18 protein-coding genes and 2 pseudogenes are annotated in these 22527 nt (G+C 75.4%); 7 read left to right on the top strand and 13 right to left on the bottom strand.

Annotation, left to right across the window (positions count from 1 at the left end; all coding sequences use genetic code 11):
• Positions 1–91: 91 nt before the first annotated feature.
• Genes ABT403_RS24740 through ABT403_RS24725 form a run of 4 tightly spaced genes read left to right on the top strand, consistent with a single transcriptional unit; the run spans position 92 to position 6023 of the window.
• Positions 92–1081 (top strand): GlxA family transcriptional regulator, encoded by a 990-nt coding sequence (locus tag ABT403_RS24740; RefSeq protein WP_344166399.1) that lies wholly within the window; start codon positions 92–94, stop codon positions 1079–1081.
• Positions 1078–3879 carry a SpoIIE family protein phosphatase gene (locus tag ABT403_RS24735; protein ID WP_344166398.1) on the top strand — a complete coding sequence of 934 codons (2802 nt, stop codon included), beginning with the start codon at positions 1078–1080 and terminating at the stop codon, positions 3877–3879. The genes ABT403_RS24740 and ABT403_RS24735 overlap by 4 nt, the downstream gene beginning before the upstream one ends.
• Positions 3880–3903: 24 nt before the next feature.
• Positions 3904–4578: a response regulator transcription factor gene (locus ABT403_RS24730; RefSeq protein WP_344166397.1), complete on the top strand. Its 675-nt coding sequence runs from the start codon at positions 3904–3906 to the stop codon at positions 4576–4578.
• A complete protein-coding gene (locus ABT403_RS24725) occupies positions 4575–6023 on the top strand; it encodes a HAMP domain-containing sensor histidine kinase (RefSeq protein WP_344166396.1) in 1449 nt (482 codons plus the stop codon). The genes ABT403_RS24730 and ABT403_RS24725 overlap by 4 nt, the downstream gene beginning before the upstream one ends.
• Here ABT403_RS24725 and ABT403_RS24720 read toward each other — a convergent pair.
• From ABT403_RS24720 to ABT403_RS24685, 8 genes and pseudogenes are all read right to left on the bottom strand, one after another.
• Positions 5986–6495, bottom strand: a complete 510-nt coding sequence (locus ABT403_RS24720; protein WP_344166395.1) for an SgcJ/EcaC family oxidoreductase — start codon at positions 6493–6495, stop codon at positions 5986–5988. The genes ABT403_RS24725 and ABT403_RS24720 overlap by 38 nt on opposite strands.
• 133 nt (positions 6496–6628) lie before the next feature.
• Positions 6629–8689: a SpoIIE family protein phosphatase gene (locus tag ABT403_RS24715; protein WP_344166394.1), complete on the bottom strand. Its 2061-nt coding sequence runs from the start codon at positions 8687–8689 to the stop codon at positions 6629–6631.
• 181 nt (positions 8690–8870) lie between these two features.
• Complete coding sequence (locus ABT403_RS24710; RefSeq protein WP_344166393.1) at positions 8871–9353, bottom strand: DUF3574 domain-containing protein; 483 nt, start codon at positions 9351–9353, stop codon at positions 8871–8873.
• Between the two features lie 97 nt (positions 9354–9450).
• Positions 9451–10491, bottom strand: a pseudogene (locus ABT403_RS24705) (NsdA family TPR-like regulatory protein); the annotation flags it as partial.
• A pseudogene (locus ABT403_RS24700) lies at positions 10428–11570 on the bottom strand (MAB_1171c family putative transporter); the annotation flags it as partial. The pseudogenes ABT403_RS24705 and ABT403_RS24700, both read right to left, overlap by 64 nt.
• Positions 11567–12190, bottom strand: coding sequence for a hypothetical protein (locus tag ABT403_RS24695; RefSeq protein ID WP_344166390.1), 624 nt, complete (start codon positions 12188–12190; stop codon positions 11567–11569). The pseudogene ABT403_RS24700 and the gene ABT403_RS24695, both read right to left, overlap by 4 nt.
• A 203-nt stretch (positions 12191–12393) precedes the next feature.
• Entirely contained in the window at positions 12394–13581 is a 1188-nt protein-coding gene (locus ABT403_RS24690; RefSeq protein WP_344166389.1) for an amino acid aminotransferase, read from the bottom strand.
• Positions 13574–14575 (bottom strand): DMT family transporter, encoded by a 1002-nt coding sequence (locus tag ABT403_RS24685; RefSeq protein ID WP_344166388.1) that lies wholly within the window; start codon positions 14573–14575, stop codon positions 13574–13576. Before ABT403_RS24685 ends, ABT403_RS24690 begins: the two co-directional genes overlap by 8 nt.
• A 160-nt stretch (positions 14576–14735) precedes the next feature.
• On the opposite strand from ABT403_RS24685, the gene ABT403_RS24680 reads away from it, so the two are divergent.
• Positions 14736–15224 (top strand): Lrp/AsnC family transcriptional regulator, encoded by a 489-nt coding sequence (locus tag ABT403_RS24680; protein ID WP_344166387.1) that lies wholly within the window; start codon positions 14736–14738, stop codon positions 15222–15224.
• Here the strand turns inward: ABT403_RS24680 and ABT403_RS24675 are convergent.
• Positions 15182–16117, bottom strand: a complete 936-nt coding sequence (locus tag ABT403_RS24675; RefSeq protein WP_344166763.1) for a LysR family transcriptional regulator — start codon at positions 16115–16117, stop codon at positions 15182–15184. The two genes, ABT403_RS24680 and ABT403_RS24675, sit on opposite strands and share 43 nt — an antisense overlap.
• A gap of 88 nt (positions 16118–16205) precedes the next feature.
• On the opposite strand from ABT403_RS24675, the gene ABT403_RS24670 reads away from it, so the two are divergent.
• Positions 16206–17825 (top strand): AMP-binding protein, encoded by a 1620-nt coding sequence (locus ABT403_RS24670; RefSeq protein ID WP_344166386.1) that lies wholly within the window; start codon positions 16206–16208, stop codon positions 17823–17825.
• Here ABT403_RS24670 and ABT403_RS24665 read toward each other — a convergent pair.
• Entirely contained in the window at positions 17816–18775 is a 960-nt protein-coding gene (locus ABT403_RS24665; protein ID WP_344166385.1) for a phosphotransferase family protein, read from the bottom strand. The genes ABT403_RS24670 and ABT403_RS24665 overlap by 10 nt on opposite strands.
• A gap of 81 nt (positions 18776–18856) precedes the next feature.
• On the opposite strand from ABT403_RS24665, the gene ABT403_RS24660 reads away from it, so the two are divergent.
• On the top strand, positions 18857–19630 hold the full coding sequence (locus ABT403_RS24660; protein ID WP_344166384.1) for a GNAT family N-acetyltransferase: 774 nt from the start codon (positions 18857–18859) through the stop codon (positions 19628–19630).
• On the opposite strand, the gene ABT403_RS24655 is transcribed toward ABT403_RS24660, so the two are convergent.
• The 3 genes from ABT403_RS24655 to ABT403_RS24645 all read right to left on the bottom strand — a co-directional run bounded on the left by ABT403_RS24655 (position 19627) and on the right by ABT403_RS24645 (position 22497).
• Positions 19627–20136, bottom strand: a complete 510-nt coding sequence (locus tag ABT403_RS24655; RefSeq protein ID WP_344166383.1) for an O-acetyl-ADP-ribose deacetylase — start codon at positions 20134–20136, stop codon at positions 19627–19629. The genes ABT403_RS24660 and ABT403_RS24655 overlap by 4 nt on opposite strands.
• The gene (locus tag ABT403_RS24650) at positions 20136–21554 is read right to left on the bottom strand and encodes a phytoene desaturase family protein (protein ID WP_344166382.1); all 1419 of its coding nucleotides are present in this window, start codon (positions 21552–21554) and stop codon (positions 20136–20138) included. The genes ABT403_RS24655 and ABT403_RS24650 overlap by 1 nt, the downstream gene beginning before the upstream one ends.
• 115 nt (positions 21555–21669) lie before the next feature.
• A complete protein-coding gene (locus ABT403_RS24645) occupies positions 21670–22497 on the bottom strand; it encodes an inositol monophosphatase family protein (RefSeq protein ID WP_344166381.1) in 828 nt (275 codons plus the stop codon).
• Positions 22498–22527 lie beyond the last annotated feature (30 nt).

Here is a 22527-nt window from a genome sequence, read left to right as displayed (position 1 = left end):
ACCGGGCGCCCCAGGGCCACCGGGGACGCGAAACGATGGGATCCCGCCAGACTGGCAGGATCGCCTGGCCGGGCTCTGGCAGAGTGGCCGCATGCACCGCGTCGCGATCGTCGCCCAGCCCGGGATCCGCGCCTTCGACCTCGCCGTCATCACCGAGGTCTGGGGGCCCGACCGCAGCCGCACCGGGGTGCCCCCGTTCGAACTGCGCCGCTGCGCGCTGGAGCCCGGGACGGCCATCTCCCTGCCCGGCGGGCTCACCCTCGCCCCCGACCGGGGGCTGGACTGGCTCGACGAGGCCGACCTGGTCGTCGTGCCCGCGCTGGCCGAGCCCTGTGACCCGACGCCCGAGCCGGTGCTGGCCGCCCTGCGGCGGGCGCACGCCCGGGGGGTGCCGGTGGCCGCGCTGTGCGCGGGGGCGTTCGTCCTCGCGGAGGCGGGGCTGCTCGACGGGCGGCGGGCGGTGACGCACTGGTGGCTGGTCCCGCAGCTGGCCGCCCGCCACCCGGCGGTCCTGGTGGAGGAGGCCCCTCTGTTCGTCGAGGACGACGGGCTGTGGACCTCCGCGGGGGTGGCCTCCGGCATCGATCTGTGCCTGCACCTGGTGCGCGAGGCACACGGCGCGGAGGCCGCCGCCGCGATCGCCCGCTCGATGGTGACGGGCCCCTTCCGCTCCGGGGACCACGCCCAGTACCTGGACCGGCCGGTCCCGGCCGCGGACCGGACGGCGGAAGCGCTGGCCGCCGTACGGCAGCAGGCGCTGCGCCGCCTGCACGAGCCGCTGGACGTGGCCACCCTGGCCCGCTGGGCGGGGATGTCCCCGCGCTCCTTCGCCCGGCACTTCACCGCCTCCACCGGCACCACCCCCCACAGATGGCTGCTGAGCCGCCGGCTGGACGAGGCCCGCAGACTGCTGGAGCGCACCGACCATCCGGTGCCCGAGGTGGCCCGCCGGGCGGGGTTCGCCAGCGAGGTCACCTTCCGCCAGCACTTCGGGTCGGCCTTCGGTCTCAGCCCGCGCGCGTACCGCACGGCGGCGGCCAACGCTCCCATAACCGGTGACAGTGTTAGAAATGGCTCATGACCGGACGTTCGGGTCGGCACAGGGAGACGCGGCCGGAGAGCCTGCTCGCGCGCCTCTCCCTGGCCCGGAGCAGTCTCGCCGGTCAGGTGTTCTCCCTCCAGGCCCTCATCGTGCTGCTGCTGATCACGGCGGCCGCCCTGGCCCTGGTCTTCCAGGCCCGCTACGACGGCGAGAAGGACGCCCGCAACCGCTCCCTGGCCGCCGCCGAGGCCTTCGCCCACGCCCCCGGCCTGCCCGCGGCCCTGGCGTCCCCGAACCCCACCGCCGAGCTCCAGCCCCTGGCCGACGGCGCCCGCAAGGCCTCCGGGGTGGACTTCATCGCGGTCATGACGAAGGACGGGATCCGCTACACCGACGCCCGCCCCGACCTGATCGGCAAGCGCGCCACCGGCGACCTGGGGCGGGCCGCCGCAGGGGAGGCCTTCACGGAGGTGTTCCGGGGCGCCCCGAGTGACGCGGTCCGCGCCGTGGTCCCCGTCCGGGACGCGCGGGGCGAGGTGGTCGGGCTCGTCGCCACCGGCATAGAGATCGAGAACGTCGGCCAGCTGGTCGAGGGGCAGCTCACGCTGCTGATCTGGGCCGCCGTCGGCGCGCTGCTGCTCGGCACCGCCGGGGCGGCCCTGGTCAGCCGGCGGCTGCGGCGCCAGACCCGCGGCCTGGGCGCCGCCGAGCTGGCCCGGATGAACGAGCACCACGAGGCGGTGCTGCACGCCGTGCGCGAGGGCGTCCTGATCGTCGGCGCCGACGACCGGCTGCTGCTCGCCAACGACGAGGCCCGCCGGCTCCTGGACCTGCCGGCCGACGCAGAACAGCGGCACGTCGGCGAGCTGGGCCTGGACCCGCGCACCGCCGGGCTGCTGCTGTCCGGACGGGTCGCCACGGACGAGGTCCACCTCGCGGGCGACCGGCTGCTGGCCGTCAACGTGCGGCCGACCGCGCCCTTCGGCGGGCGGCCGTCGGGCAGCGTCATGACCCTGCGCGACACCACCGAGCTCGCCGCGCTCTCCGGCCGCGCCGAGGTGGCCCGGGAGCGGCTCCAGCTGCTGTACGACGCGGGCGTGCGGATCGGCACCACCCTGGACGTGGTGCGCACGGCGGAGGAGCTGTCGGAGGTGGCCGTCCCGCGGTTCGCGGACTTCGTCACCGTCGAGCTGCTGGAGCCGGTGCTGCGCGGGGACGAGCCCGCCCCCGTGGCGGGGATGCACACGCGGATGCGCCGGGCGGCGATGAGCGGGGTGCGCGGCGACCAGCCGCTCCAGCCGGTCGGGGACACCATCTTCTTCGCGGTGCCGGACGCCCCGATGGCGGAGGCCCTGGACGCGGGGCAGGCGGTGCTGGCCGCCGACCTGCGCGCCGCGATGGGCTGGCGGGCGGCCGACGCCGCCGGGACGCGGGTGGCGCTGGAGTACGGGTTCCACTCGCTGATCTCCGTACCGCTCCAGGCCCGGGGCGTGGTGCTGGGCATGGCGAACTTCTGGCGGGCGGCGGACACCCCGGAGGCCTTCGACGAGGAGGACCTGTCCTTCGCCGAGGAGCTGGGGGCGCGGGCGGCCGTCTCCATCGACAACGCCCGCCGCTTCACCCGCGAGCACGCCACCGCCGTGACCCTCCAGCGCAGCCTGCTGCCCCGGGTGCTGCCCGACCTGAGCGCGGTGCGGACCGCCTTCCGGTACCTGCCGGCGAAGGCCGGGGTCGGCGGGGACTGGTTCGACGTGATCCCGCTGCCGGGGGCGCGGGTGGCGCTGGTGGTGGGCGACGTGGTCGGGCACGGGGTGCACGCGGCGGCGACGATGGGCCGGCTGCGCACGGCCGTGCACAACTTCTCGACGCTGGACATGCCGCCCGACGAGCTGCTGGGGCACCTGGACGAGCTCATCGACCGGATCGACCAGCTGGAGAGCGGCGAGCCGGGCGCCGGCGCGGAGCCGGACGGCGGGGACGGCGAGGGGGCGGAGGAGCCGGCCGGAATCACCGGCGCCACCTGCCTGTACGCCGTCTACGACCCGGTGTCGGGGCACTGTGTGATGGCCAGCGCCGGCCATCCGGGGCCCGCCCTGGTCCACCCGGACGGGCGGGTGGAGTTCCCCGAGCTGCCGACCGGGCTGCCGCTCGGGGTCGGCGGGATGCCCTTCGAGACGGCGGGGCTGGCGCTGCCGGAGGGCAGCCGGCTGGTGCTGTTCACGGACGGGCTGCTGGAGGACCGCGACCGGGACTTCGACGCCGGGCTGGAGCTGCTGGGCCGGACCCTGGCCCGGCCGGGCCGGACCCCCGAACAGGCTTGCGCGGACGTGCTGGCGGCGATGCTGTTCCCGGCGCCGAGCGACGACATCGCGCTGCTGATCGCGGAGACCCGGCGGCTGGATCCGCGGCGGATCGCGGAGTGGGAGGTGCCCGACGACCCGGCGGCCGTCTCCCTCGTGCGCCGCGCGGCGGCCGGGCAGCTGGAGGAGTGGGGGCTGGAGGGGCTCTCGTTCACCGCGGAGCTGATCCTCAGCGAGCTGATCACCAACGCCATCCGGTACGGGAACGAGCCGATCCGGGTGCGCCTGCTGCATGACCGGAACCTGATCTGCGAGGTCTCCGACGCCAGCAGCACCTCCCCCCACCTGCGGTACGCGGCCACCACCGACGAGGGCGGCCGCGGGCTGTTCCTCGTCGCGCAGTACGCGGAGCGCTGGGGCACCCGCTACACGCAGCGCGGCAAGGTCATCTGGGCGGAGCTGTCGCCCGCTTCGGGCGCCGAGCCGCAGCTCCTGCCCGGCCTGGACCTGGACGCCCTGGGGGACCCGGCCTGGTGACCGGGAGCGCTTAGGGTTCGGCTTGTGGATGTACTGCTGGTGGAAGACGACGAGCCGGTCGCGGAGTCCCTGCGGCGCGGTCTGCTGCGCTACGGCTTCGGGGTGGAGTGGGTCACCACCGGGGCGGCGGCGCTGGCCGTCACGTCCCCCTACGACCTGGTCCTGCTGGACCTGGGGCTTCCCGACACCGACGGGCTGGACGTCTGCCGGGAGCTGCGGGGGCGCGGGGACGTGCCGATCATCGTGATCAGCGCGCGCAGCGACGAGACCGACCGGGTCGTCGGGCTGGAGATCGGGGCGGACGACTACGTCTCCAAGCCGTTCGGGGTGCGCGAGGTGATCGCCCGGATCCGGGCCGTGATGCGGCGGGTCCGGCCCCAGGGCGAGGCGCAGGGGCCGCAGCGGTACGGCTCCCGGCTGACCCTCGACCGGAAGTCGGCCCGGGTGCGGCTGGACGGCGCGGAGGTGGCGCTGACCCCCAAGGAGTACGACCTGCTGGCCTTCCTCACGGAGGAGCCGGGGGCGCTGATGTCCCGGGAGCAGATCATGGAGGCGGTCTGGGACGCCAACTGGTTCGGGCCGACCAAGACGCTGGACGTGCACGTGGCGGCGCTGCGGCGCAAGCTCGCCGGGGCGGTGGTCATCGAGGCGGTGCGCGGGGTGGGGTTCCGGCTGGTGCCTGCCGGGGACCCGGCGTGATCAAGCGGCTGATCATCAGCTACGTGCTGCTGGTCGGGGTGGCGCTCGCCGCCTTCACCGTCCCCGTCGCGTTCACCCTGACGGCCCAGCTGCGCGGGGACACCGAGGAGTCCGTGCGGCGCGAGGCGACCACGATGGCCCTGCTGCTGGGCAACGGCGACGGGCCCTCGCGGCAGGCGCTGGCCCGGGTGTCGGCGGCCTACGCGGACGAGACACCGGGGATGGTGGAGGTGGTGGCGGCCGGCGGGGGCACGGTGGCCCCGCTGCCGCCGGCGGCACATCCCGGGGACCGGGCGTTCACGGCGGCGCTGCGGGAGGGGCGGACCACCGTGGACTGGGGGTCGCGGTGGGTGTGGGGGCCCCAGCTGGTGGTGACCGTGCCCGCGCGGGCGCGGCAGGGGCCGGGGGACGCGTCGCAGCGGGTGGTCGGGGCGGTGCGCGTGCGGTACGCGACGGCGGCGCTGACCGACCGGCTCTGGCGGATCTGGGGTTTCCGGGCGGTCCTGGCGGTCGGGGTGCTGGCGATCGCGGCGGCGATCGGCGCGGTGGTCGCGCGGCTGCTGACGAAGCCGCTGCGCCAGCTCAACGACATGGCCAGCCGGTTCGGCGACGGCGACCTGACGGCCCGCTCCCCCGTGACCGGCCCGCAGGAGACGCAGACCCTGGCACGGACCCTGAACCAGGGCGCGGAGCGGCTCGACACGCTGGTGGCCTCACAGCGGATCTTCGTCGCGGACGCCTCGCACCAGCTGCGCACGCCGCTGACGGCGCTGCGGCTGTCGCTGGACAACATCGCGGACGGGGTGGACGACCCGTTCGTACGCGAGGACGTGGAGCAGGCCACGGCGGAGGTCGTGCGGATGAGCCGGCTGGTCAGCGGGCTGCTGGTGCTGGCCCGGGCGGAGGCCAAGGCGTCCGCGGCCGAGCCGCTGGCGCTGCGGGAGCTGGTGGAGGAGCGGCTCGGCGTGTGGCGGCCGGCGGCCGACGAGCGCGGGGTGACGATCGTGCTGGCCGGGGACGCGGACGACCGGCTGCGGGTGCTGGCCGGTCCGGGCAACCTCGACCAGGTGCTGGACAACGTCCTGTCCAACGCGCTGGAGGTGTCCCCGGACGGGGGGACCATCACCGTGCGGCTGGAGGCGGGTGCGGCGGCCGGGGCGGAGGAGACGGTGCTGGAGGTCCTCGACCAGGGGCCCGGTATGTCCGCCGCCGAGCAGTCCCGCGCGTTCGACCGGTTCTGGCGTGGTCAGGGCCTGACCGGCCGTTCGGGTTCGGGCCTGGGGCTGGCCATCGTCAAGCAGCTGGTGACGGACGACGGCGGGAGCGTGGCCCTGCGGGACGCGCCGGGCGGCGGACTGTGCGTGCGGATCAGCCTGCGGACGGGGGCCGAGGCCGCGCCGCGGTGGATCAGCCCTCGGCCGGGAGCACCGAGGAGTGGTGGTTGACGATCAGCCACTTGCCGCCGCGCTTCTCGTACTCGTACGTGTAACGGGCGTCCACGGCCAAGGCGTCGCCGGTCTTCGGGTCGGTGAGGTGGAAGCGGTAGAGGCCGGCGTCGATGGCGGAGTTCGCGTCGAGGACGTTGATCACCGAGCGGATCTTCTCGCCCTTCGGCTTCTTCTGCAGGAAGTGCTCGAAGTAGTCGGTGATCTCGGCCCGGTTGGTGCGGATCTTCGGGGAGGCGGTCGGCAGCAGCACCGCGTCGCGGGCGTAGCGGTCGGCGACCTTGCCGGCGTCGCCGGTGCCGAGGGCCGCGTTCCACTGGTCGAAGAGGGCGGCGATCTCGCGCTCGGTGGGCTTGCCGGGCTGCCGGTCCCCGGCCTGGGCGACTCCGGCGCCGATCCCGGCGGTCAGGGCGGCGGCCGCCGCCACGGCGGTGGCGGTGCGGGTGGCGCGCGTGCGGAATATACGGTTCATGGGGCTCCTGCTTCGAGTGAACGTGCCCCGGACGGCCTCGCGTTCGGGTGGTTTCACTCTCGCGGGGGAACGGTTAGCCCCCGTACAGCAGGGGTGAAGCGGCCGGACAAGGATCGGCCAAGCCGTCCCCGTCCTACGCGGTGGTCCGGGCCAGGAGGACCGCCACGTCGTCCTGCGGGGCGGCCGGGAGGAGCCGGGCCAGGATGCCGTCGCAGAGTTCCTCCAGCGGCCGGGCGGGGCCGCGCAGGGCGCGGGCGAGCCGGTCCATGCCCTCGTCGAGGTCGCGGTCGCGGGCCTCGATCAGCCCGTCGGTGTAGAGGGCGAGGAGGCTGCCGGGGGGCAGGGGGACGGTCTCGGTGCGGAAGGAGCGGCCGCCGGTGCCCAGGGGGGTGCCGGTCGGCCCCCGGAGGAAGGCCACCGTACCGTCGGCGCCGACCACGGCGGGCGGCGGGTGTCCGGCGCGGGCGATGACGCAGCCGCCGGCGGCCGCGTCGTGGACGGCGTAGACGCAGGTGGCCATCTCGTCCTCGCCGAGGTCGGAGACGACGGCGTCCAGTGAGCGGAGCATCCGCGCGGGCGGCACGTCGTGGCGGGCGAGGGTGCGTACGGCGGTGCGCAGCTGTCCCATGACGGCGGCGGCGTGGATGCCGTGGCCCATGACGTCGCCGATGACGAGGCCGGTGCGGCCGCGGGGCAGCTGGATGACGTCGTACCAGTCGCCGCCGACGTCGTGGTCGCTGGCGGGCAGGTAGCGGCCGGTGAGCTCCAGGCCGGGGACGGCGGGCAGGGCGCTGTTGGTGAGACTGCGCTGGAGGGTGAGGGCGGCGTGCCGCTGGGTGGTGTACATGCGGGCGTTGTCGATGTTGAGGGCGGCCCGGGCGACGAGTTCGTCGATGAGGACGCAGTCCTCGGCGTCGAAGGGCTCGCGGTCGCGCAGCCGGGTCACGGCGACGGCGCCGAGCACCTTGCCGCGGGCGACGAGCGGCACCATGCGGGCCGAGCCGAGGCCGGCGAGGTAGGCGCGCAGGGCGCCGGCGCGGGGGTCGGTGATCAGGGCGGGGACGTCAGCGGCGTACAGGTTCATGGGCACGCCGTCGGCGATGACGCGTTCGTAGACGGAGCCGGCGGGGATCTGGAGGGTCTGGCCGGGGGCCAGGCGGGCGGTGGGGGCGGCGGGGTCGGGGAAGGTGGCGGCGAGGCGGCGCATGACGTTGTGGGTGGCGGCCGCGGCGTGCGTCTCGTCGGGGTCGAGGACGGCTTCGAGGAGCTGTACGTCGGCGGAGTCCGCGAGCTGCGGGACCAGCAGGTCGACGATCTCCTGGGCGGTCCGGCCCAGGTCGAGGGTGGTGCCGATGCGGGTGCCGGCCTCGGCGAGGAGGGCGAAGCGGGTCCGGGCCCGTTCGGCCTCCAGCTGGGCGCGCTGGCCCTCGGTGATGTCGATGAGGGAGGCGATCAGGCCGAGGGTGCGGCCGGAGCCGTCGAGGAGCGGGGCGTAGGAGCAGGACCAGGTGTGGTCGTGGCCGGGGTCGGCGGGGGTGCGGCCGGTACGGCGGACGTCGAGGACGGCGGTACCCCGTTCCAGCACCTGGCGCATGGTGGCCTCCAGGGCGGTGGCGTTGACCCCGGGCACCACTTCGGTGAGGCGCCGGCCCAGGTGGTCGGCGGCGGGGACGCCGTTCATCCGGGCGAGGGCGTCGTTGACACGCAGGAAGCGCAGGTCGGGGCCGAGGGTGGCGAGGCCGATCGGGGACTGGGTGAAGAGGCTCTGGAGGGCGGCGAGGGAGTCCCGCATGCGCAGGACCTCGGAGGTCTCGACGGCGATGAGCATGGCGCCCCTGCGGCCCCGGGGGTCGGCGGCGGGCACGATCCACATCTCCATCGCGACGCGGTGGCCGTCGCGGTGGCGGACGGGCAGGGTGCCGACGACGGTCTCGCCCGCCTGGACGCGGCGGGTCAGGTCGTCGGCGAGCCCGTGGTTGGCCTCGGGGACGAGGACGGCGGTGCCGGGGCGGCCGAGGATGTCCTCCGGGCGGTGGCCCAGGAGCTCCTGGGCGGCCAGGGACCACTCGACGACGATCCCGTCCGCGTCCTCCCGCCACAGGGCGATCGGCAGCAGCTCGCGCAGGACGCCCGCGTACCCGACGGCCGCCTCCGGCGGGTCGGGCACCCTGCTCGCCGACTGGTACGTGTCCAATGCACCGACCTCACCCCGGGGGGTCCGATTCGTACCGATTCACCCTATCCGAGGGCCCGGCCCGGGGCGCTGTGGCGGGAGCGGGGCACCGGGGGCGCGGCGGCGCGGGGGGGGCTCCCCCGGCGCCGGGCGCCGTCCGGTCCCGTCAGAACGTCCGGTCCCGCCGGAACGCCCGGTCCCGTCAGAAGTCGACCTGGGCGCGCACGTCGGCCCGGCCCACGGACTCCAGCTCCCAGGTCTTGCAGTACAGCCGCCGGATGTACTCGATGTCCGCGTTGCGGGCGGCGGCCTCGCGCACCGGGTACATCACGGTCAGCTCGTAGGACTTCTCGCGGTTGATGTCGCCGTCCTTGTCGCGCCACTGGCCGCGCCCCTCCTGGAGGGTCAGCCCGGACGGGAAGCGGGGGGTGACGACCTCGGCGACGAACTTGTTGAACTCCTCCTCGGTGATGGGCGGGTTGCCGTTGTGCCGGCCCGTGCCGAAGTAGAGGTGGGTGGAGACGTACGGGCTGCCCTGCTCGGCGGCGGGCTGGGCGGCCGGGGCGGCGGCGGAGGCGGTGGGCGTGCCGAAGGCGGCCTGCGACACCGGACCGCCGAAGGCGAACAGGAGGGCCGCCGCGGCCAGCAGGCCGGCCGCGGGCGTGGAGATTCTCGGGGAGCGCATGGTCGTCTTCCTGTCTGTGGAGTGGGGTCGAGCGGTGTGGCGTGGGGGGTGTGTCCGTGTCGCACGTCGTGGTGCCGTCCAGGGGCGGCCGGGCCGGTCAGGCCGGCAGGGATTCCCGCAGGAAGGCGGCCGCGTCCCGCAGGCGGGCCGGGACGCCGGGGCGGCGGCGCAGTCCGGCGGCCGTGGCGGCGAGCGTCTCGGTGGTGCGGACCGAGCCGATGGCGGGGGCGCGGGGGGCGACCCGCGCGATGAGCTCCTCCGCCTCCCGCCAGGCCCCGGCCCCGGCGAGGGCCGCGAGGAGTTCCGCCGTGAACAGGTGCCGGTAGGAGGGGCCGGGCGCCGTGGCCGCCTCGTACAGCAGGGGGATGGCCCGGTCCCAGCGGCGCAGCCGGGCGTGGACCCAGCCCCGGTGGCCGAGCAGCTCGGTCTGGTCGATCCACCAGGCCCAGTGGGGGTCCCGGTACGAGATCCCGTCCAGGAAGCGGCTCTGGGCGCGGCCGATCAGTTCCAGGGGCTCGCGCCGGCCGCCGAGCAGGGCCGTCGCGTGCGCCCGCCGGATCAGGACGAGGCTGGCGACCCGGGCGGGCAGCGGGCGCGCCCCGGCCACGCGGGAGGCGGCGTCGAGGGCGGCCCGGGGCCGGCCGGTGTGGGTGGTGAGCATGCTGTGGTTGAGCAGGGTCAGCCGGGCCGTCCAGCGGTCCCCGCAGAGCCCGGCCAGGGCGAGGGCCCGCTCGTTCATCCGGTGGGCGCGGCGGTATCGGCCCGCGTCGAAGAGGATCCAGCCGATGACCTCGGCCAGCTCGGCGAGGGCGGCGAGCCGGTCGGACCCGAGGCCGCGCAGGCTCTGCGGGTCGGCCGACAGCTGCGGGAGCGCGCGCAGGGCCTCCCGTACGGCGGGCACGGCCGCGGTCGCGCCCCGCTCGGCGTCCAGGGCGACCAGGCGTGCGACGGCCGCCCTGGCCGGCGGGGCCGGGTCCGCCTCCGGGCCGGGCTCCCGCTCCGGAGCCGTCATGACAGCAGGCCGGCGTCGACCGGCCCGGGGCGGCCCCGGCTGAGCGCGTTGAAGGACGAGGCGACCTGGCTCAGCCACTCCACCTCGTCGCGGAAGTCCTCGTACGGGGGCCGGGCGGGGATCTCGGAGGCGTCGGCGCGCTCGGCGCGCTCCTCGGCCGGGCGGCTGAGCACGGCGCGGACCTGGAGGGCCTCGCCCAGGGGGGAGGTCGGGTCCTCGGGGAGGTCCAGCGAGCGGGCCACCCGGGAGAAGTCCTCCAGGGAGAGGGAGGTGCGCAGCATCAGCTGGCCGTCGCGGATCTCGATGACGCGACGGTAGAGGCTGTAGTGGGGGTCCCGGGGCGGCACCAGGTCGCGCAGCCAGGACCGGGGCGGGTCCAGGGCGATGTCGGGCGAGGCCTGGTACAGCGCCCACCACAGGGGCCGCAGCCGGCGGTAGGAGCGGTAGGAGCGGGTCCAGCCGCGGGCGCGGGTGATGCGGATGCCCCAGGAGGGGATGGTCCACCCGGCGATCTGGAGGAGGGCGCCGACGCTGCCGGCGGTCCACTGGATGGGGTCGAGGTCGCTGCCGTCGAAGTCCAGGCGGGTCCCGGCGATCTGGACGCCCCGGGTGACGCAGTAGACCAGGATCATGCTGGCGCCGACGGTGACGGTGCGCATGCCGACCTTGAGCCACTGGCGGTTGGCCATGGTGGTGAAGCGCAGCGACAGGCGTACGGTCTCGAACTGCCCGACGGCGCAGATCAGCAGGTAGAACGACATGTAGAGGGCGTATCCGCCGTGCTGGATGCTGAGCAGGATCGTGGAGGTCGCCGTCTCGGAGTGCGCCACCGGGCCGACGGCGAAGGAGGAGGTCACCAGCACGGCGAGGGCGCCGCCGAAGACGAGCACGCGGTCGCGGGCCATCCGCCGGGCCTCGGCGGGCGGCGAGGACCAGTAGACGAGCACGACCTGCTGTGCGGCGGTGAGCACCACGACCGCGGCCTGGGTGATCAGCGAGGTGATGTTGGGCAGCCCGAAGAAGGCGGAGATGTGCAGCCGCAGCAGGTCCAGGTCGACCAGGAAGCTGATCCCGGAGCAGAGGAAGTAGGTGCACAGCGCCCACAGGGCGACGTCGTGCCGTCGGCGCAGCAGGTCCGGGAGCCGGTAGGCGAAGGCCGCCAGGCCGACGAAGGCGCAGACCCACGCGAGGATCGCGTAGATCACGCCGGCCCCTGCTCGGGCCTGCCCAGGCCGCTCTCGATCCGGGCCACTATCTCCGCGGCCGCGTCGGGGACCCCCCAGGCGGGCTCGGTCCAGCGCTTGTTGGCGCGGGCCAGGATCAGGGAGGCCATCGTCTCGGCCTCCTGCTCCTCGTCGTCGCTGTAGCGCGAACGCATCAGCACGCTCCGGACGGCCTCGGGGTCCACGTCGGAGAAGAGCAGACCCGCCTCCGCCGCCCCGCCCGCACCCTCCGGCTCCCGCGCACCGGAATCGGTGCGGTCCAGTTGCAGGGAGCCTTTGTGATCGAAGGCGATATGGGCGAGTTCGTGGGCGATGATGTGTTCCTTGTGGGACGCCGAAGCCGCCTTCTCGAAGGCGATGATGTCGAAGTCATCCGTTTTCAGCCATATCCCGAACAGGTGCCGTTCCGGGAAGGCCGTCGGAATCAAATGGATCGGACGCCCGCGCTGCTCGCTGAGATATGCGTGGAGTTCGTCGATGCCGCAGCCGTGCTCCATGCCCCATTCCGAGAGCAGCCCCTCGCAGGTCCGGCGTACCTTCTTCAGCCGGCGCCTGAGCGTCCGGTCCTCCGACGCCGGTAACGCGGAGCCAGGTAACTTCATCCCTCAGTCCTCCGGCGAACCCAGCGGTCGACAACGCGGCCATGATGCCATACGGCCAACTGACCACCGCGTGCGGTGAGTTCTATCCGGCCATTCTCCAGAGGCCTTCGACCGGTGATACTCCGCCGCCCGCTCCCCCCGGCACGGGGAAACGGGCGGCGGAATGCGAAGTGCGCCGGAACACCTCCCGGCGTGCGGCCGGTTCAGCGTCCGGCGAGCACTCCGGCCACTCCCCGGGCCAGGCAGGGGATCCGCCCGGCCTCTATGCCCGCGATGTTGATCCGCCCGGCGGTGGTCCCGTAGATCGCGTACTGACGGCGCAGCCGGAGCATCTCCTCGGGGGTCAGGGGCAGCATCGAGAACATCCCCCGCTGGCGGGCGAGCGAGGCCGCCTGCGCGGCCCATCCGTACTCGGCCAGGTGTGCGGCGAGGCTTGAGCGGTTGGCCTCGATGCGGCCGCGCATGAGGTCGAGCTCCTCGCGCCACAGGGCGCGCAGGCCCTCGTCCTCCAGGACGGCCGTCACGACGGCGGCCCCGTGCTCGGGCGGCATCGAGTAGAGCGTCCGGGCGGCGTTCTGCAGGGCGGTCTCGGCGTGCCGCACGGCCCGCTCCGAGGCGCCCAGGACGATCGCGCAGCCGGTGCGGTCGCTGTACAGGCCGAAGTTCTTCGAGCAGCTCACGGCGATGAGCATCTCCGGCACCCGCTCCGCGAGCAGGCGGGTGGCCGCCAGGTCGGCCTCCAGTCCGTCACCGAGCCCGTGGTAGGCCAGGTCGACGAAGGGCACCCAGCCGGCCCGGGCCGCCAGGTCGGCCAGCGCGGCCCAGTCCCCGGGCTCGGGGTCGACGCCGGTGGGGTTGTGGCAGCAGCCCTGGAGCAGCACGACGTCGTCGCGGCCCGCCGCCGCGAGGTCGCGGAGCACGCCCGCCGCGTCGAAGCCGCCCTCGGCGTCGCGCCAGCCGTACGTGCGGACGTCCAGCCCGGCCGCCTCCAGGATGGGGCGGTGGTTGACGTACGCCGGGTCGCTGATCCACACCGTGGCGCCCGGGCGGGTGCGGCAGATCAGGTCGGCCAGCAGCCGCAGCGCGCCGGAGCCGGCGACGGTCTGGACGGCCGCGGCCCGGCCCTGCGGGCCGCCGTCTCCGAGGATCAGGGTGAGCAGGGCGCGGTTGAAGGCCGTGTTCCCGGACAGGCCCCGGTACTCCTTGGACTCGGAGCGCTCCGCCAGCCGTATCTCGGCCTCGCGGACGGCGGCCATCACGGGGGTCCGGCCGGTGTGGTCGCGGTAGACGCCGAGCACCAGGTTCAGCCGCTCGGCCCGCTCGTCGGAGCCGAACTCGTACGTCAGGTCCCACAGCGGGTCGGTGGGCGGCGGGGGGAGGAGCTCAAGCATCTGCGGGGACCTCGGGACGGGGGCGGACGGAGGGGCGGTTGCGGGGGCGCCGGTTGGCGAGGACGACGCCGACGGTGATGAGGGGGACGCCGACCAGTACGGCGGCGGTCGGGGACTCCCCGAGGACGGGGACGGCGAGCAGGACGACGGCCACGGGGCTCAGGCTGCCCACGACGGAGCTGCGCTCGGCGCCCAGCCGGCGGATGGCGAAGGCGTACAGCAGGCCCGCGCACAGCCCGACGCCGAGCCCCTGCACCACGAGGAACAGGGCGATGTCGCCGCCGGCCGCGTGCGCCAGGCCCGTCGGGAGGACCCCGGTGAGGACCAGCAGCGCGATCACCGCGAAGGAGGGCAGGCACAGCAGCCCGATCGACCCGACGGGGTCGAGGTCCACGTCGCGCAGCCCGACGGTGTACAGGGCCCACAGGCCGCTGGCCACCAGGAGGGTGCCGGCCCCCTCCAGCACGTCGGCGTCGACGGGGACCACGTAGCGCCACACGAGGGCGGCCACCCCGGCCGCGATCAGGACCAGTCCGGCCACCTGGGCGCCCCGGGGGAGCCCCCGGCCGCGGGCGGCCATCAGGGCGGCGACGAAGAGCGGGACCATCCCGGGGACGATCGAGCCGACGAAGGCCGCCGAGGTCAGGGAGCCGCCGTGCATCGCGGCGAGGAAGAAGGGCACCCCGGCCCCGCAGACGATCATCAGCGCGGCGCCCGGGCGGACGGCGGCGATCCGGCGCCTGCGCCGCCACAGGGCGGGCGCCAGGACGAGCACCGGCACGCCGAACCGCAGCAGGGCGGCGTCGGCGGGCAGCAGGGTGGAGGCGCCGAGGGCGCGGGCGCTGAGCGCGAAGGCGGCCCAGATGGCCACGGTGACGGCGAGGGCCGCCATGCCCTCGGCGTGCGGGGAGAGCCCGAACCGGCCGGTGTTTCCGGCCGGCGGGCCCGCCGTGTCGACAGGCGCGGACGCGCCGGTGGTGTGGGTCGCGACCAAGGAAATGCACTCCAGCCTGTGAGAGCGGGCCGGTCCGGCCCGTTCACCGGCAACGTTAGGGCTTGGGCCGGGGCAGCCGATTGCCAGTTCTGCCTCTCGGACATACGTTTGGGGCAGGATCTGCCAAGAATCGCCGAGAAGGCACCGAGGAACCCCGGGAGTGGCCGTGGACGCCGTCGACCTCCAGATCATCCGGGAGCTGCAGGCCGACGGGCGGCTCTCCAACCAGGACCTCGCCGACCGCGTCCGGCTGTCCCCCTCGCCCTGCCTGCGCCGGGTCCGCCGGCTGGAGGAGGCGGGCCTGATCCGGGGCTACACGGCGGTGGTGGACCAGGTCGCCTTCGGGCTGCCGATCACCGTCTTCGTCCGGATCCGCCTGGAGCGGCACACGAAGGAGGCGGTGGCCGAGTTCGAGCAGCACGTGGCGGTGATCGAGCACATCCAGGACTGCTACCTGATGGCGGGCAGCAGCGACTACCTGCTGCGCGTGGTCATCGAGGACCTGGAGGCGTACGAGGCCCTGGTGCGGCACCGGATCCACGCCATTCCCGGGATCGCCTCGATCGAGTCGAGCTTCGCGTTCGGCAGCGTCAAGCGGTCCCTCACCTACCCCCGGCCCGCGCCGGGGACCGCCGCCCGGACCGTCTGACGGCTCCCGGCGCCGGGCACTCCCTTGAAGTGGGCGACGGTGAAGCCGGCGAAGTCCCGGACGGCGGCGGGCACGAAGGCCTCGCGGTCGCGGACGAGCCACAGCACCCGCCGGCTCCCGTCGTCCGCCAGCCGCGCCCAGGCCACGCCCGCGCGCAGGCCGGCGTCCCGCGCCATCGCCGGGAGCAGGGCGACCCCGAGGCCCGCGCCGACCAGGTCCAGGAGCGCGCCGGGCTCGTTGCCCTCGCAGACGACGGCGGGCCGCAGCCCGGCCCGGGCGAACAGCCGGTCGGCGAGTTCCCGCTGCCAGTGGCCCGGCCCGGGGGTGAGGAACGGCTCCCCCTCCAGTTCGGCGACCTCGACGCCCTCCCGGCCGGCCAGCCGGTGCCCGGCGGGCACGGCGAGCAGCACCTCCTCCCGGAGCAGCTCCACCGACTCCAGCCCCGGCCCGGCGAGCGGCTCCGAGGCCAGGCAGAGGTCCGCCGCGCGGGTACGGAGCAGGTGCGCCATGGCGTCGGCGGGGCACTGGCGCAGCCGGACGTCCACCCCGGGGTGCGCGGCGCGGTGGCCGGGGAGCAGGGCGGCCACGGTCATCAGGGTCTCGGTGGCCACCGTCACCGCGCCGGCCCCGGTACCGGCCGCCTCCGCCAGTTCGCGGCGGCCGTCCTCCAGTTCGCCCAGCGCCCGGTCGACCCGGCGCAGGAAGGCGGCGCCGTGCCGGTTCAGCCGGATGCGGCGGCCCCGGCGTTCGAAGAGCTCCACGCCGAGCTCCGCCTCCAGGCGGGCGACGGTGCGGCTCACCGAGGGCTGGGCCACACGCAGTTCGGCGGCCGCCCGGCTGATGTGCTCGTGGCGTGCGACGACCTGGAAGCAGCGCAGCGCGAGCAGGTCCATTCCCCGTCCCCTCATAACCCTGGAAGCATCCTTTCATGGCCGAACCGGTCTTGGACCGCATGAACGGAGCACGCCTAGCCTGCGGGGCATGACGGAGAACAGCCACAACCCCAGTGCCCCGTACCGGAGTTACGTCGAAGCGGCCCTGGAGGTGCTCGCCCGCTCCCCCGGCCGCCCGGCGGTGGTCCCGGCGGGGGGACCCGCCGTCACGGCCGGGGAGTTCCGGGACGGGGTGCTGCGGACGGCGGCGGAGCTGGCGGAGCGGGGCATCGGCCGTGGCTCCACCGTCACCTTCCTGACGGGCAACCGGCCCGAGGCGCTCATCGCCCGGTACGCGGCGAACCTGGCCGGGGCCCGGGTGGTCTTCCTCGGCGAGGGCACGGCCGCCGGGGCCCGGGCCCGGATCGCCGAGGGCGTCGGCACGGAGCTGCTGCTCGTGGAGCCCGGGGCGGAGGAGGCCGCCGGGGAGCTGCTCGCGCGGGCCCCCGTACCGGCCGTCCTGTCGCTGGGGCCGTCCCCCCTCGCCGAGGACCTGACGGCGGCCGCCGCGCCGCGGGCGCCGCGCCCGGTGGCGGGTGCGGCGCGCCCGGGGGACGACTGGTGCGTCCGCTTCACCGGCGGCACCACCGGGCTCCCCAAGGGCGTCCGAATGGCGCACGGCCCCTACGCCCGGACCCTCGCGCTCTACGCCGGCCGGCTCCCGGCCGGGAGCCCGCCCCGGACCCTGGCCTGCACCCCGCTCGCGCACATGGCGGGCGTCCTCGCGGACATCACCCTGCTCGCCGGGGGCACCGTCGTCCTGCGGCCCTCGTTCGACGCGGGTGACGCCCTGGCCGCCCTCGCCCGCGAGCGCGTCACCGACGTCTGGCTCCTGCCGCCGCTGCTGTACGAGCTGCTGGACCACCCGGACCGGCCGGCGACCGACCTGTCCGCCCTGCGCCGGGTCTTCTACGGGGGCACCCCCGCCTCGGCGCGGCGGCTGCGGGAGGCGGCGCGGGCGCTCGGGCCGGTGCTGCACGGCTGGTACGGGCAGACGGAGGCGGGCAACATCGCCGAGGTGCCGCCGCACGAGCACGGGGTGACGGGGCCCGGCGGCCGGCCGACGGCGGGGCGGGCGGCGCCCGGCGTCACCATCGAGATCCGCGGCGCCGACGGCCGGCCGCTGCCCGCCGGGGAGAGCGGGGAGATCGTCGTCCGCTCCCCCATGGCGATGAGCGGGTACTGGCGGCGGCCCGCCGAGACCGCCGAGGTGCTGCGCGACGGCTGGATCCGCACCGGGGACGTCGGCTGCGTGGACGCCGGCGGCCGGCTGTACGTGCTGGACCGGCTCGGCGACGAGATCGTGGTGGTGGGCGGGCACGTCCGTCCGGCGGAGGTGGAGGAGCTGCTCCTCGGCCATCCCGCCGTCGCCCGGTGCGCGGTGTTCGGGGTGCGGCGGGCGGACGGGACCGAGGAGGTCCACGCCGCGGTCGTCCCCGCGCCGGGGCCGGGCGCGGGGCCGGAGGCGATCCGGGAGTACGTCACCCGGCACATGGGGGCGATGTACGCGCCCCGCGCCGTGCACACCGTGGACCGGATCCCGCTCACCGGGGTGGGCAAGCCGGACAAGCGGCTGCTGGCCGCCACGCTGGACGCGCCCGGTGCCGGGGGCGCGGGCGCGGCCCACGCCCCGGCCCCGGCCCAAGCCCCGGCCTCAGGTCAGGCGTAGCGGGCGAAGAGGGCCTCGACGTAGCGCTCCAGCCGGTCCGTCAGTACGGCGGGGGTGAGGTCGGTCCGTCCCAGAGTGCGCCAGGGGACGGCGACCTTCTCGGCCTCCGGGGCGAAGGCCAGGGCGTCGAGCAGGCGCCAGTAGAGGTGGTCGGGGCCGTCCGTCAGGCTTCCGCCCGCCGCCGTGTACCGGTCGGCGAAGTCCATGCCCGCCGGGACCCCGTACAGCAGGGCCAGGGCGGTCGAGCAGTGGGCGACGTCCAGGTCGGCCGGGCCCCAGGAGGTCTCCACCCAGTCGACGACCCCGCTGATCCGCAGGTCCGCCCCGGAGCCCTCGAAGAGCACGTTGCCGGGGTGGAAGTCGCGGTGCAGGAAGCGGGCCCGGTGCCGAGGGGGCTCGCGCCGGATGACGTCGGCGGCCCGGCGCCACAGCTCCGGCCGCCCGGTGTGCTCCGGCGGGGTGACCCGGTCGGCGGAGGTCCACGCCTGGTAGGCACGGGGGCGGTGCCCGGCGGGCACCTCCAGCCGGTGGACGGCCAGCAGCTGCCGGGCCAGCAGTCCGGCGCGGCGGTCCTCCTCCTCGGTGTCGATGCGGACGGTGCCGGGGAGCAGGGACATCAGCAGGGAGGGGTGGTCGCAGTGGCGCGCCGTCGGGTCCACGGCCACGAGGGAGGCGGCGGGCACGCCGGTGCCGCCGAGCAGGTTCAGGATCGCCGCCTCGCGCGTCAGCAGGCCCTCCGCGTGCCTCAGGTAGAAGGGCTCGACGAAGGACCGCAGCACCAGCGACCGGGGCCCGGCCGCCCCGCCGGCCAGCTCCAGGCGGCGCATCCGCGAGGTCCAGCCGCCCTGGAGGGCGGTCGCGGTCTCGACGCGCTCACCGTCGGGCAGTAAGTCCTCCACCCATGCCCTCGTCGCGGCCCAGTCCTCTTCCACCCCTGCACGCGTCGTCATGGCCGCAGCCTAGTTGTACGCAGCACGGAACGGAGGAAAAACCGGCGGCGATCACGGTGCCCGCCCGCCTAGGCTCGCCCCATGGCCGGCCCGGAACTCCAGCAGATCAACACCTTCCTCGCGACCTTCGCGCGCCGCAGGGCCGCGCGGACCGTCGAGCTCCCCGGCGGATTCGCCGCGCTCGACGACGAGTTCGCGCTCTCCTACTCCAACAACCAGCTCGTCATCGACGGAGCGCCCGATCCCGGGGCCCTGCCCGCGCTGGCGGACGAGGCGCTGGGGCACATGACGCACCGCCTGATCACGGTCCTCGACGAAGAGGCCGGGGAGGCCTGCACGCAGCCCCTGCTCCGGGCCGGCTACACGAGGTCCACCTACCTGGTCATGCTGCACGGGGGCCCGGTGCCGGCGGGCGACGGGGCGCAGGAGGTGGACTTGGAGGCACTGCGGCTCCCGCTCGCCCGGCGCTGGCGCGGCTACCTGCCGGACGCCGGCGAGGAGGTGATCCGCCAGCTCGTCGACCGCCGCGAGACGGGACGGCGCGGGGCGGACGCGGTGCGGTTCATCGGCGCCCGCACCCCGGAGGGCGAGGTCGCCTCCTGGGCCGACCTCTACATGGACCCGGCCTCGGGCACGGCGCAGATCGAGGACCTGATCACCTCCGAGCTCCACCTCGGCCGCGGCTACGGCGACGCGGTCCTCGCGGCCGCCCTGCGCCACGCCGCGGACGCCCGCTGCGGCACCCGCTTCCTGATCGCCGACGCGGACGACTGGCCGCGCCACTGGTACGAACGCCGCGGCTTCACCGTGATCGGCCGCCACCTCGGCTTCGAGCGTACGGAAGGGACGGCCTAGGCCAGGGCCGCCTCGAAGGCGGCGTAGGCCGGCGCGTCGAAGAGGACGAAGCGGACCTCCTCCACCCGGGTGGGGGTGGTGCGCACGGTCTCGATCGCGATGCGGGCGCCGTCGTCCATCGGCCAGCCGTAGACGCCGGTGGAGATGGCGGGGAAGGCCACCGTCCGGGCACCCAGTTCGTCCGCGACGCGCAGGGACTCGCGGTAGCAGGAGGCCAGGAGTGCGGAGCGGTCCTCCTGCCGGGACCAGACCGGGCCGACGGTGTGGATGACGTGCTCCGCCGGGAGGCGGCCGGCCGTGGTGGCGACCGCCCGGCCCGTCGGGAGGCCCTTGCCGTAGTGGGAGCGGCGCAGGTCCTCGCAGGCGGCGAGGATCTCGGGGCCGCCGCGCCGGTGGATGGCGCCGTCCACGCCCCCGCCGCCGAGCAGCGAGGAGTTGGCGGCGTTGACCACCGCGTCCGCCTCCTCGGTGGTGATGTCGCCCTGGACGAGGGTGATCCGGACCATCAGCGTGCCTTTCGCAGGTGGCGCCAGACCGCCTTGGCCGCGTTGTGCCCGGACATGCCGTGCACCCCGGGGCCGGGCGGGGTGGCGGAGGAGCAGAGGAAGACCGCCGGGTGGGCGGTGGTGTACGGGGACAGGGTGATCTTGGGCCGCAGCAGCAGCTGGAGTCCGGCGGCGGCGCCGCAGGCGATGTCCCCGCCGACGTAGTTGGGGTTGCGGGCGGCGAGCTGCGGGGGTCCGGCGGTGGCGCGGGCGAGCACCAGGTCGCGGAAGCCGGGGGCGAAGCGCTCCAGTTGGCGTTCCACGGCGTCGGTGAGGTCGCCTTCCCAGCCCGCCGGGACGTGCCCGTACGCCCAGAAGACGTGCTTGCCCTCCGGTGCCCGGCCGGGGTCGGCCAGGCTGGGCTGGGCGGTGATGAGGAAGGGGTTGCGGGGGGCGCGGCCGCCCGTGGCCAGTTGGAGGGCGGCGTCGATGTCGCGGCTGCCGGGGCCGATCTGGACGGTGCCGGCCCGGCGGGGGGCCTCGGCGGTCCAGGGGACCGGGCCCGACAGGGCGTAGTCGAGCTTGAAGGCGGCGGCCCCGTAGCGGTAGTTGTCGTACGCGCGGCCCAGGCGGGCGATCCGGGCCAGTGCGGTCGGGGAGGTGTCGAAGACGTAGGCGCGGGCCGGGGGCAGGTCGTCGAGCCGCTTGACCTCGAAGCCGGTGTGGACGGCGCCGCCGAGGTCGGCGAGGTAGCCGGCGAGGGCGTCGGAGATGGACTGCGAGCCGCCGCGCGGCACGGGCCAGCCGCCCGCGTGCGCGGCGAGCGCGAAGACCAGGCCGACGGCACCGGTGCCGATCCCGCTCAGCGGGGCGATGACGTGCGCGGCGAGCCCGGCGAAGAGGGCCCGCACGCGGTCGTCGTGGAAGCGGCGCAGCAGCCAGGTGGAGGGCGGCAGGCCGGTGAGGCCGAAGCGGGCCAGGAGGAGCGGGTCGCGGGGCAGGGCGGTGTTGGGCAGGGACATGAAGTCCCGGGCGAGGGTGTCCCACCGGCCGAGGTAGGGCTCCACCAGGCGCCGGTAGGCGCCCGCGTCCCGGGGCCCGAAGGAGGCCGCCGTCTCCGCGACGGAGCGGGAGAGCACGGCGGCCGTCCCGTCGTCGAAGGGGTGCGCCATGGGCAGCGGGGCGTGCAGCCACTCCAGTCCGTACCGCTTCAGCGGCATCGTCTTGAACACCGGGGAGCCGATGCCCAGGGGGTGCACGGCCGAGCAGGGGTCGTGGCGGAAGCCGGGGAGGGTGAGCTCCTCGGTGCGGGCCCCGCCGCCGATCGAGCCGGCGGCCTCGAAGACGGCCACGGAGTGGCCCCGGCGGGCGAGTTCGACCGCGGCCGTCAGGCCGTTGGGCCCCGCCCCCACCACGACTGCGTCGAGAATCGACGGCACTGACAGCTCCTTCGTCCGGCGGCGGCCACTGCTCCCAGCCTAGGGGGTGTTGCGAAAGTCCCGCACGGCGCCCACGGCGCCCGGCACGCCCCCTAGTCCGCCCCTCCCCGCGCCCTCAGCCCTCGCCGCGCAGCAGCTCGCGGACGCGGATCGCGGTGGCCTCGTCGCGGCCCACCGCGAAGGGCAGCGCGTTGTCCCGGTCGACCCGGAAGGGGACGCGGTCCACGGTGCTCTGCGCGCCGCCCGCCTCGCCGACCAGCAGCAGGCCGGCCGCGTGGTCCCAGGCCGAGGGCCAGGTGAAGGCCAGCGCGTCCATCTCGCCCCGGGCCACCCTCAGGTACTCCAGGCCGGCCGAGCCGCAGGGCCGGGCGGCGACGCCGGGTACGTCGAGGCGGGCCAGGTACCGGCGGTCCTCCTCGGAGGTGTACAGCGGGTGGGCCGTCGCCACCCGCAGGTCGGCGCCGGGCTCCGGCGAACCGCTGTGGATCCGCTCTCCGTTGACGTGGGCGCCCTGCCCGCGCACGGCGGTGGCCAGTACGTCCAGGGCCGGGGCGTAGGTCCAGGAGGCGAGGATCTCGCCGCGCACCGCCAGGGCGACGAGGGTGCAGAAGTGCGGGTCGCCCTCCACGAACTGCCGGGTGCCGTCGACCGGGTCGACGATCCACACGGGCACGTCCCCGCGCAGCGCCGCGTAGACCGAGGGGTCGGCGTGGACCGCCTCCTCGCCGACCACGGCGGAGCCGGGCAGGAGCCGCGTCAGCGAGGCCGTGAGGTGCTGCTCGGCCAGCCGGTCGGCATCGGTGACCAGGTCGTGCGGGCCGCTTTTCTGGTCCACCTCGTGGTCGGCGAGCTGCCGGAACCGCGGCGTGATCTCGGCCGCCGCCGCCTTGCGGACGGCCTCTTCGACGGCGGACAGGTCACGGGCGAGGAATTCATCGATCATGCCCCCATCAGATCACGGTGTGCCGTCGAA

The sequence above is a fragment of the Streptomyces sp. NPDC000075 genome (genome assembly GCF_040301925.1).
Classification (GTDB): domain Bacteria; phylum Actinomycetota; class Actinomycetes; order Streptomycetales; family Streptomycetaceae; genus Streptomyces; species Streptomyces polychromogenes.
This window is presented reverse-complemented; position numbering and strand designations above follow the sequence as displayed.

Coding starts and splice junctions, on each gene's coding strand:
- ABT403_RS24660 (WP_344166384.1), top strand. CDS start 18,857: ATGGCCGGCCCGGAACTCCAGCAGATCAACACCTTCCTCGCGACCTTC.
- ABT403_RS24740 (WP_344166399.1), top strand. CDS start 92: ATGCACCGCGTCGCGATCGTCGCCCAGCCCGGGATCCGCGCCTTCGAC.
- ABT403_RS24690 (WP_344166389.1), bottom strand. CDS start 13,581: ATGCTTGAGCTCCTCCCCCCGCCGCCCACCGACCCGCTGTGGGACCTG.
- ABT403_RS24675 (WP_344166763.1), bottom strand. CDS start 16,117: ATGGACCTGCTCGCGCTGCGCTGCTTCCAGGTCGTCGCACGCCACGAG.
- ABT403_RS24655 (WP_344166383.1), bottom strand. CDS start 20,136: ATGGTCCGGATCACCCTCGTCCAGGGCGACATCACCACCGAGGAGGCG.
- ABT403_RS24735 (WP_344166398.1), top strand. CDS start 1,078: ATGACCGGACGTTCGGGTCGGCACAGGGAGACGCGGCCGGAGAGCCTG.
- ABT403_RS24665 (WP_344166385.1), bottom strand. CDS start 18,775: ATGACGACGCGTGCAGGGGTGGAAGAGGACTGGGCCGCGACGAGGGCA.
- ABT403_RS24670 (WP_344166386.1), top strand. CDS start 16,206: ATGACGGAGAACAGCCACAACCCCAGTGCCCCGTACCGGAGTTACGTC.
- ABT403_RS24710 (WP_344166393.1), bottom strand. CDS start 9,353: ATGCGCTCCCCGAGAATCTCCACGCCCGCGGCCGGCCTGCTGGCCGCG.
- ABT403_RS24720 (WP_344166395.1), bottom strand. CDS start 6,495: ATGAACCGTATATTCCGCACGCGCGCCACCCGCACCGCCACCGCCGTG.
- ABT403_RS24695 (WP_344166390.1), bottom strand. CDS start 12,190: ATGAAGTTACCTGGCTCCGCGTTACCGGCGTCGGAGGACCGGACGCTC.
- ABT403_RS24645 (WP_344166381.1), bottom strand. CDS start 22,497: ATGATCGATGAATTCCTCGCCCGTGACCTGTCCGCCGTCGAAGAGGCC.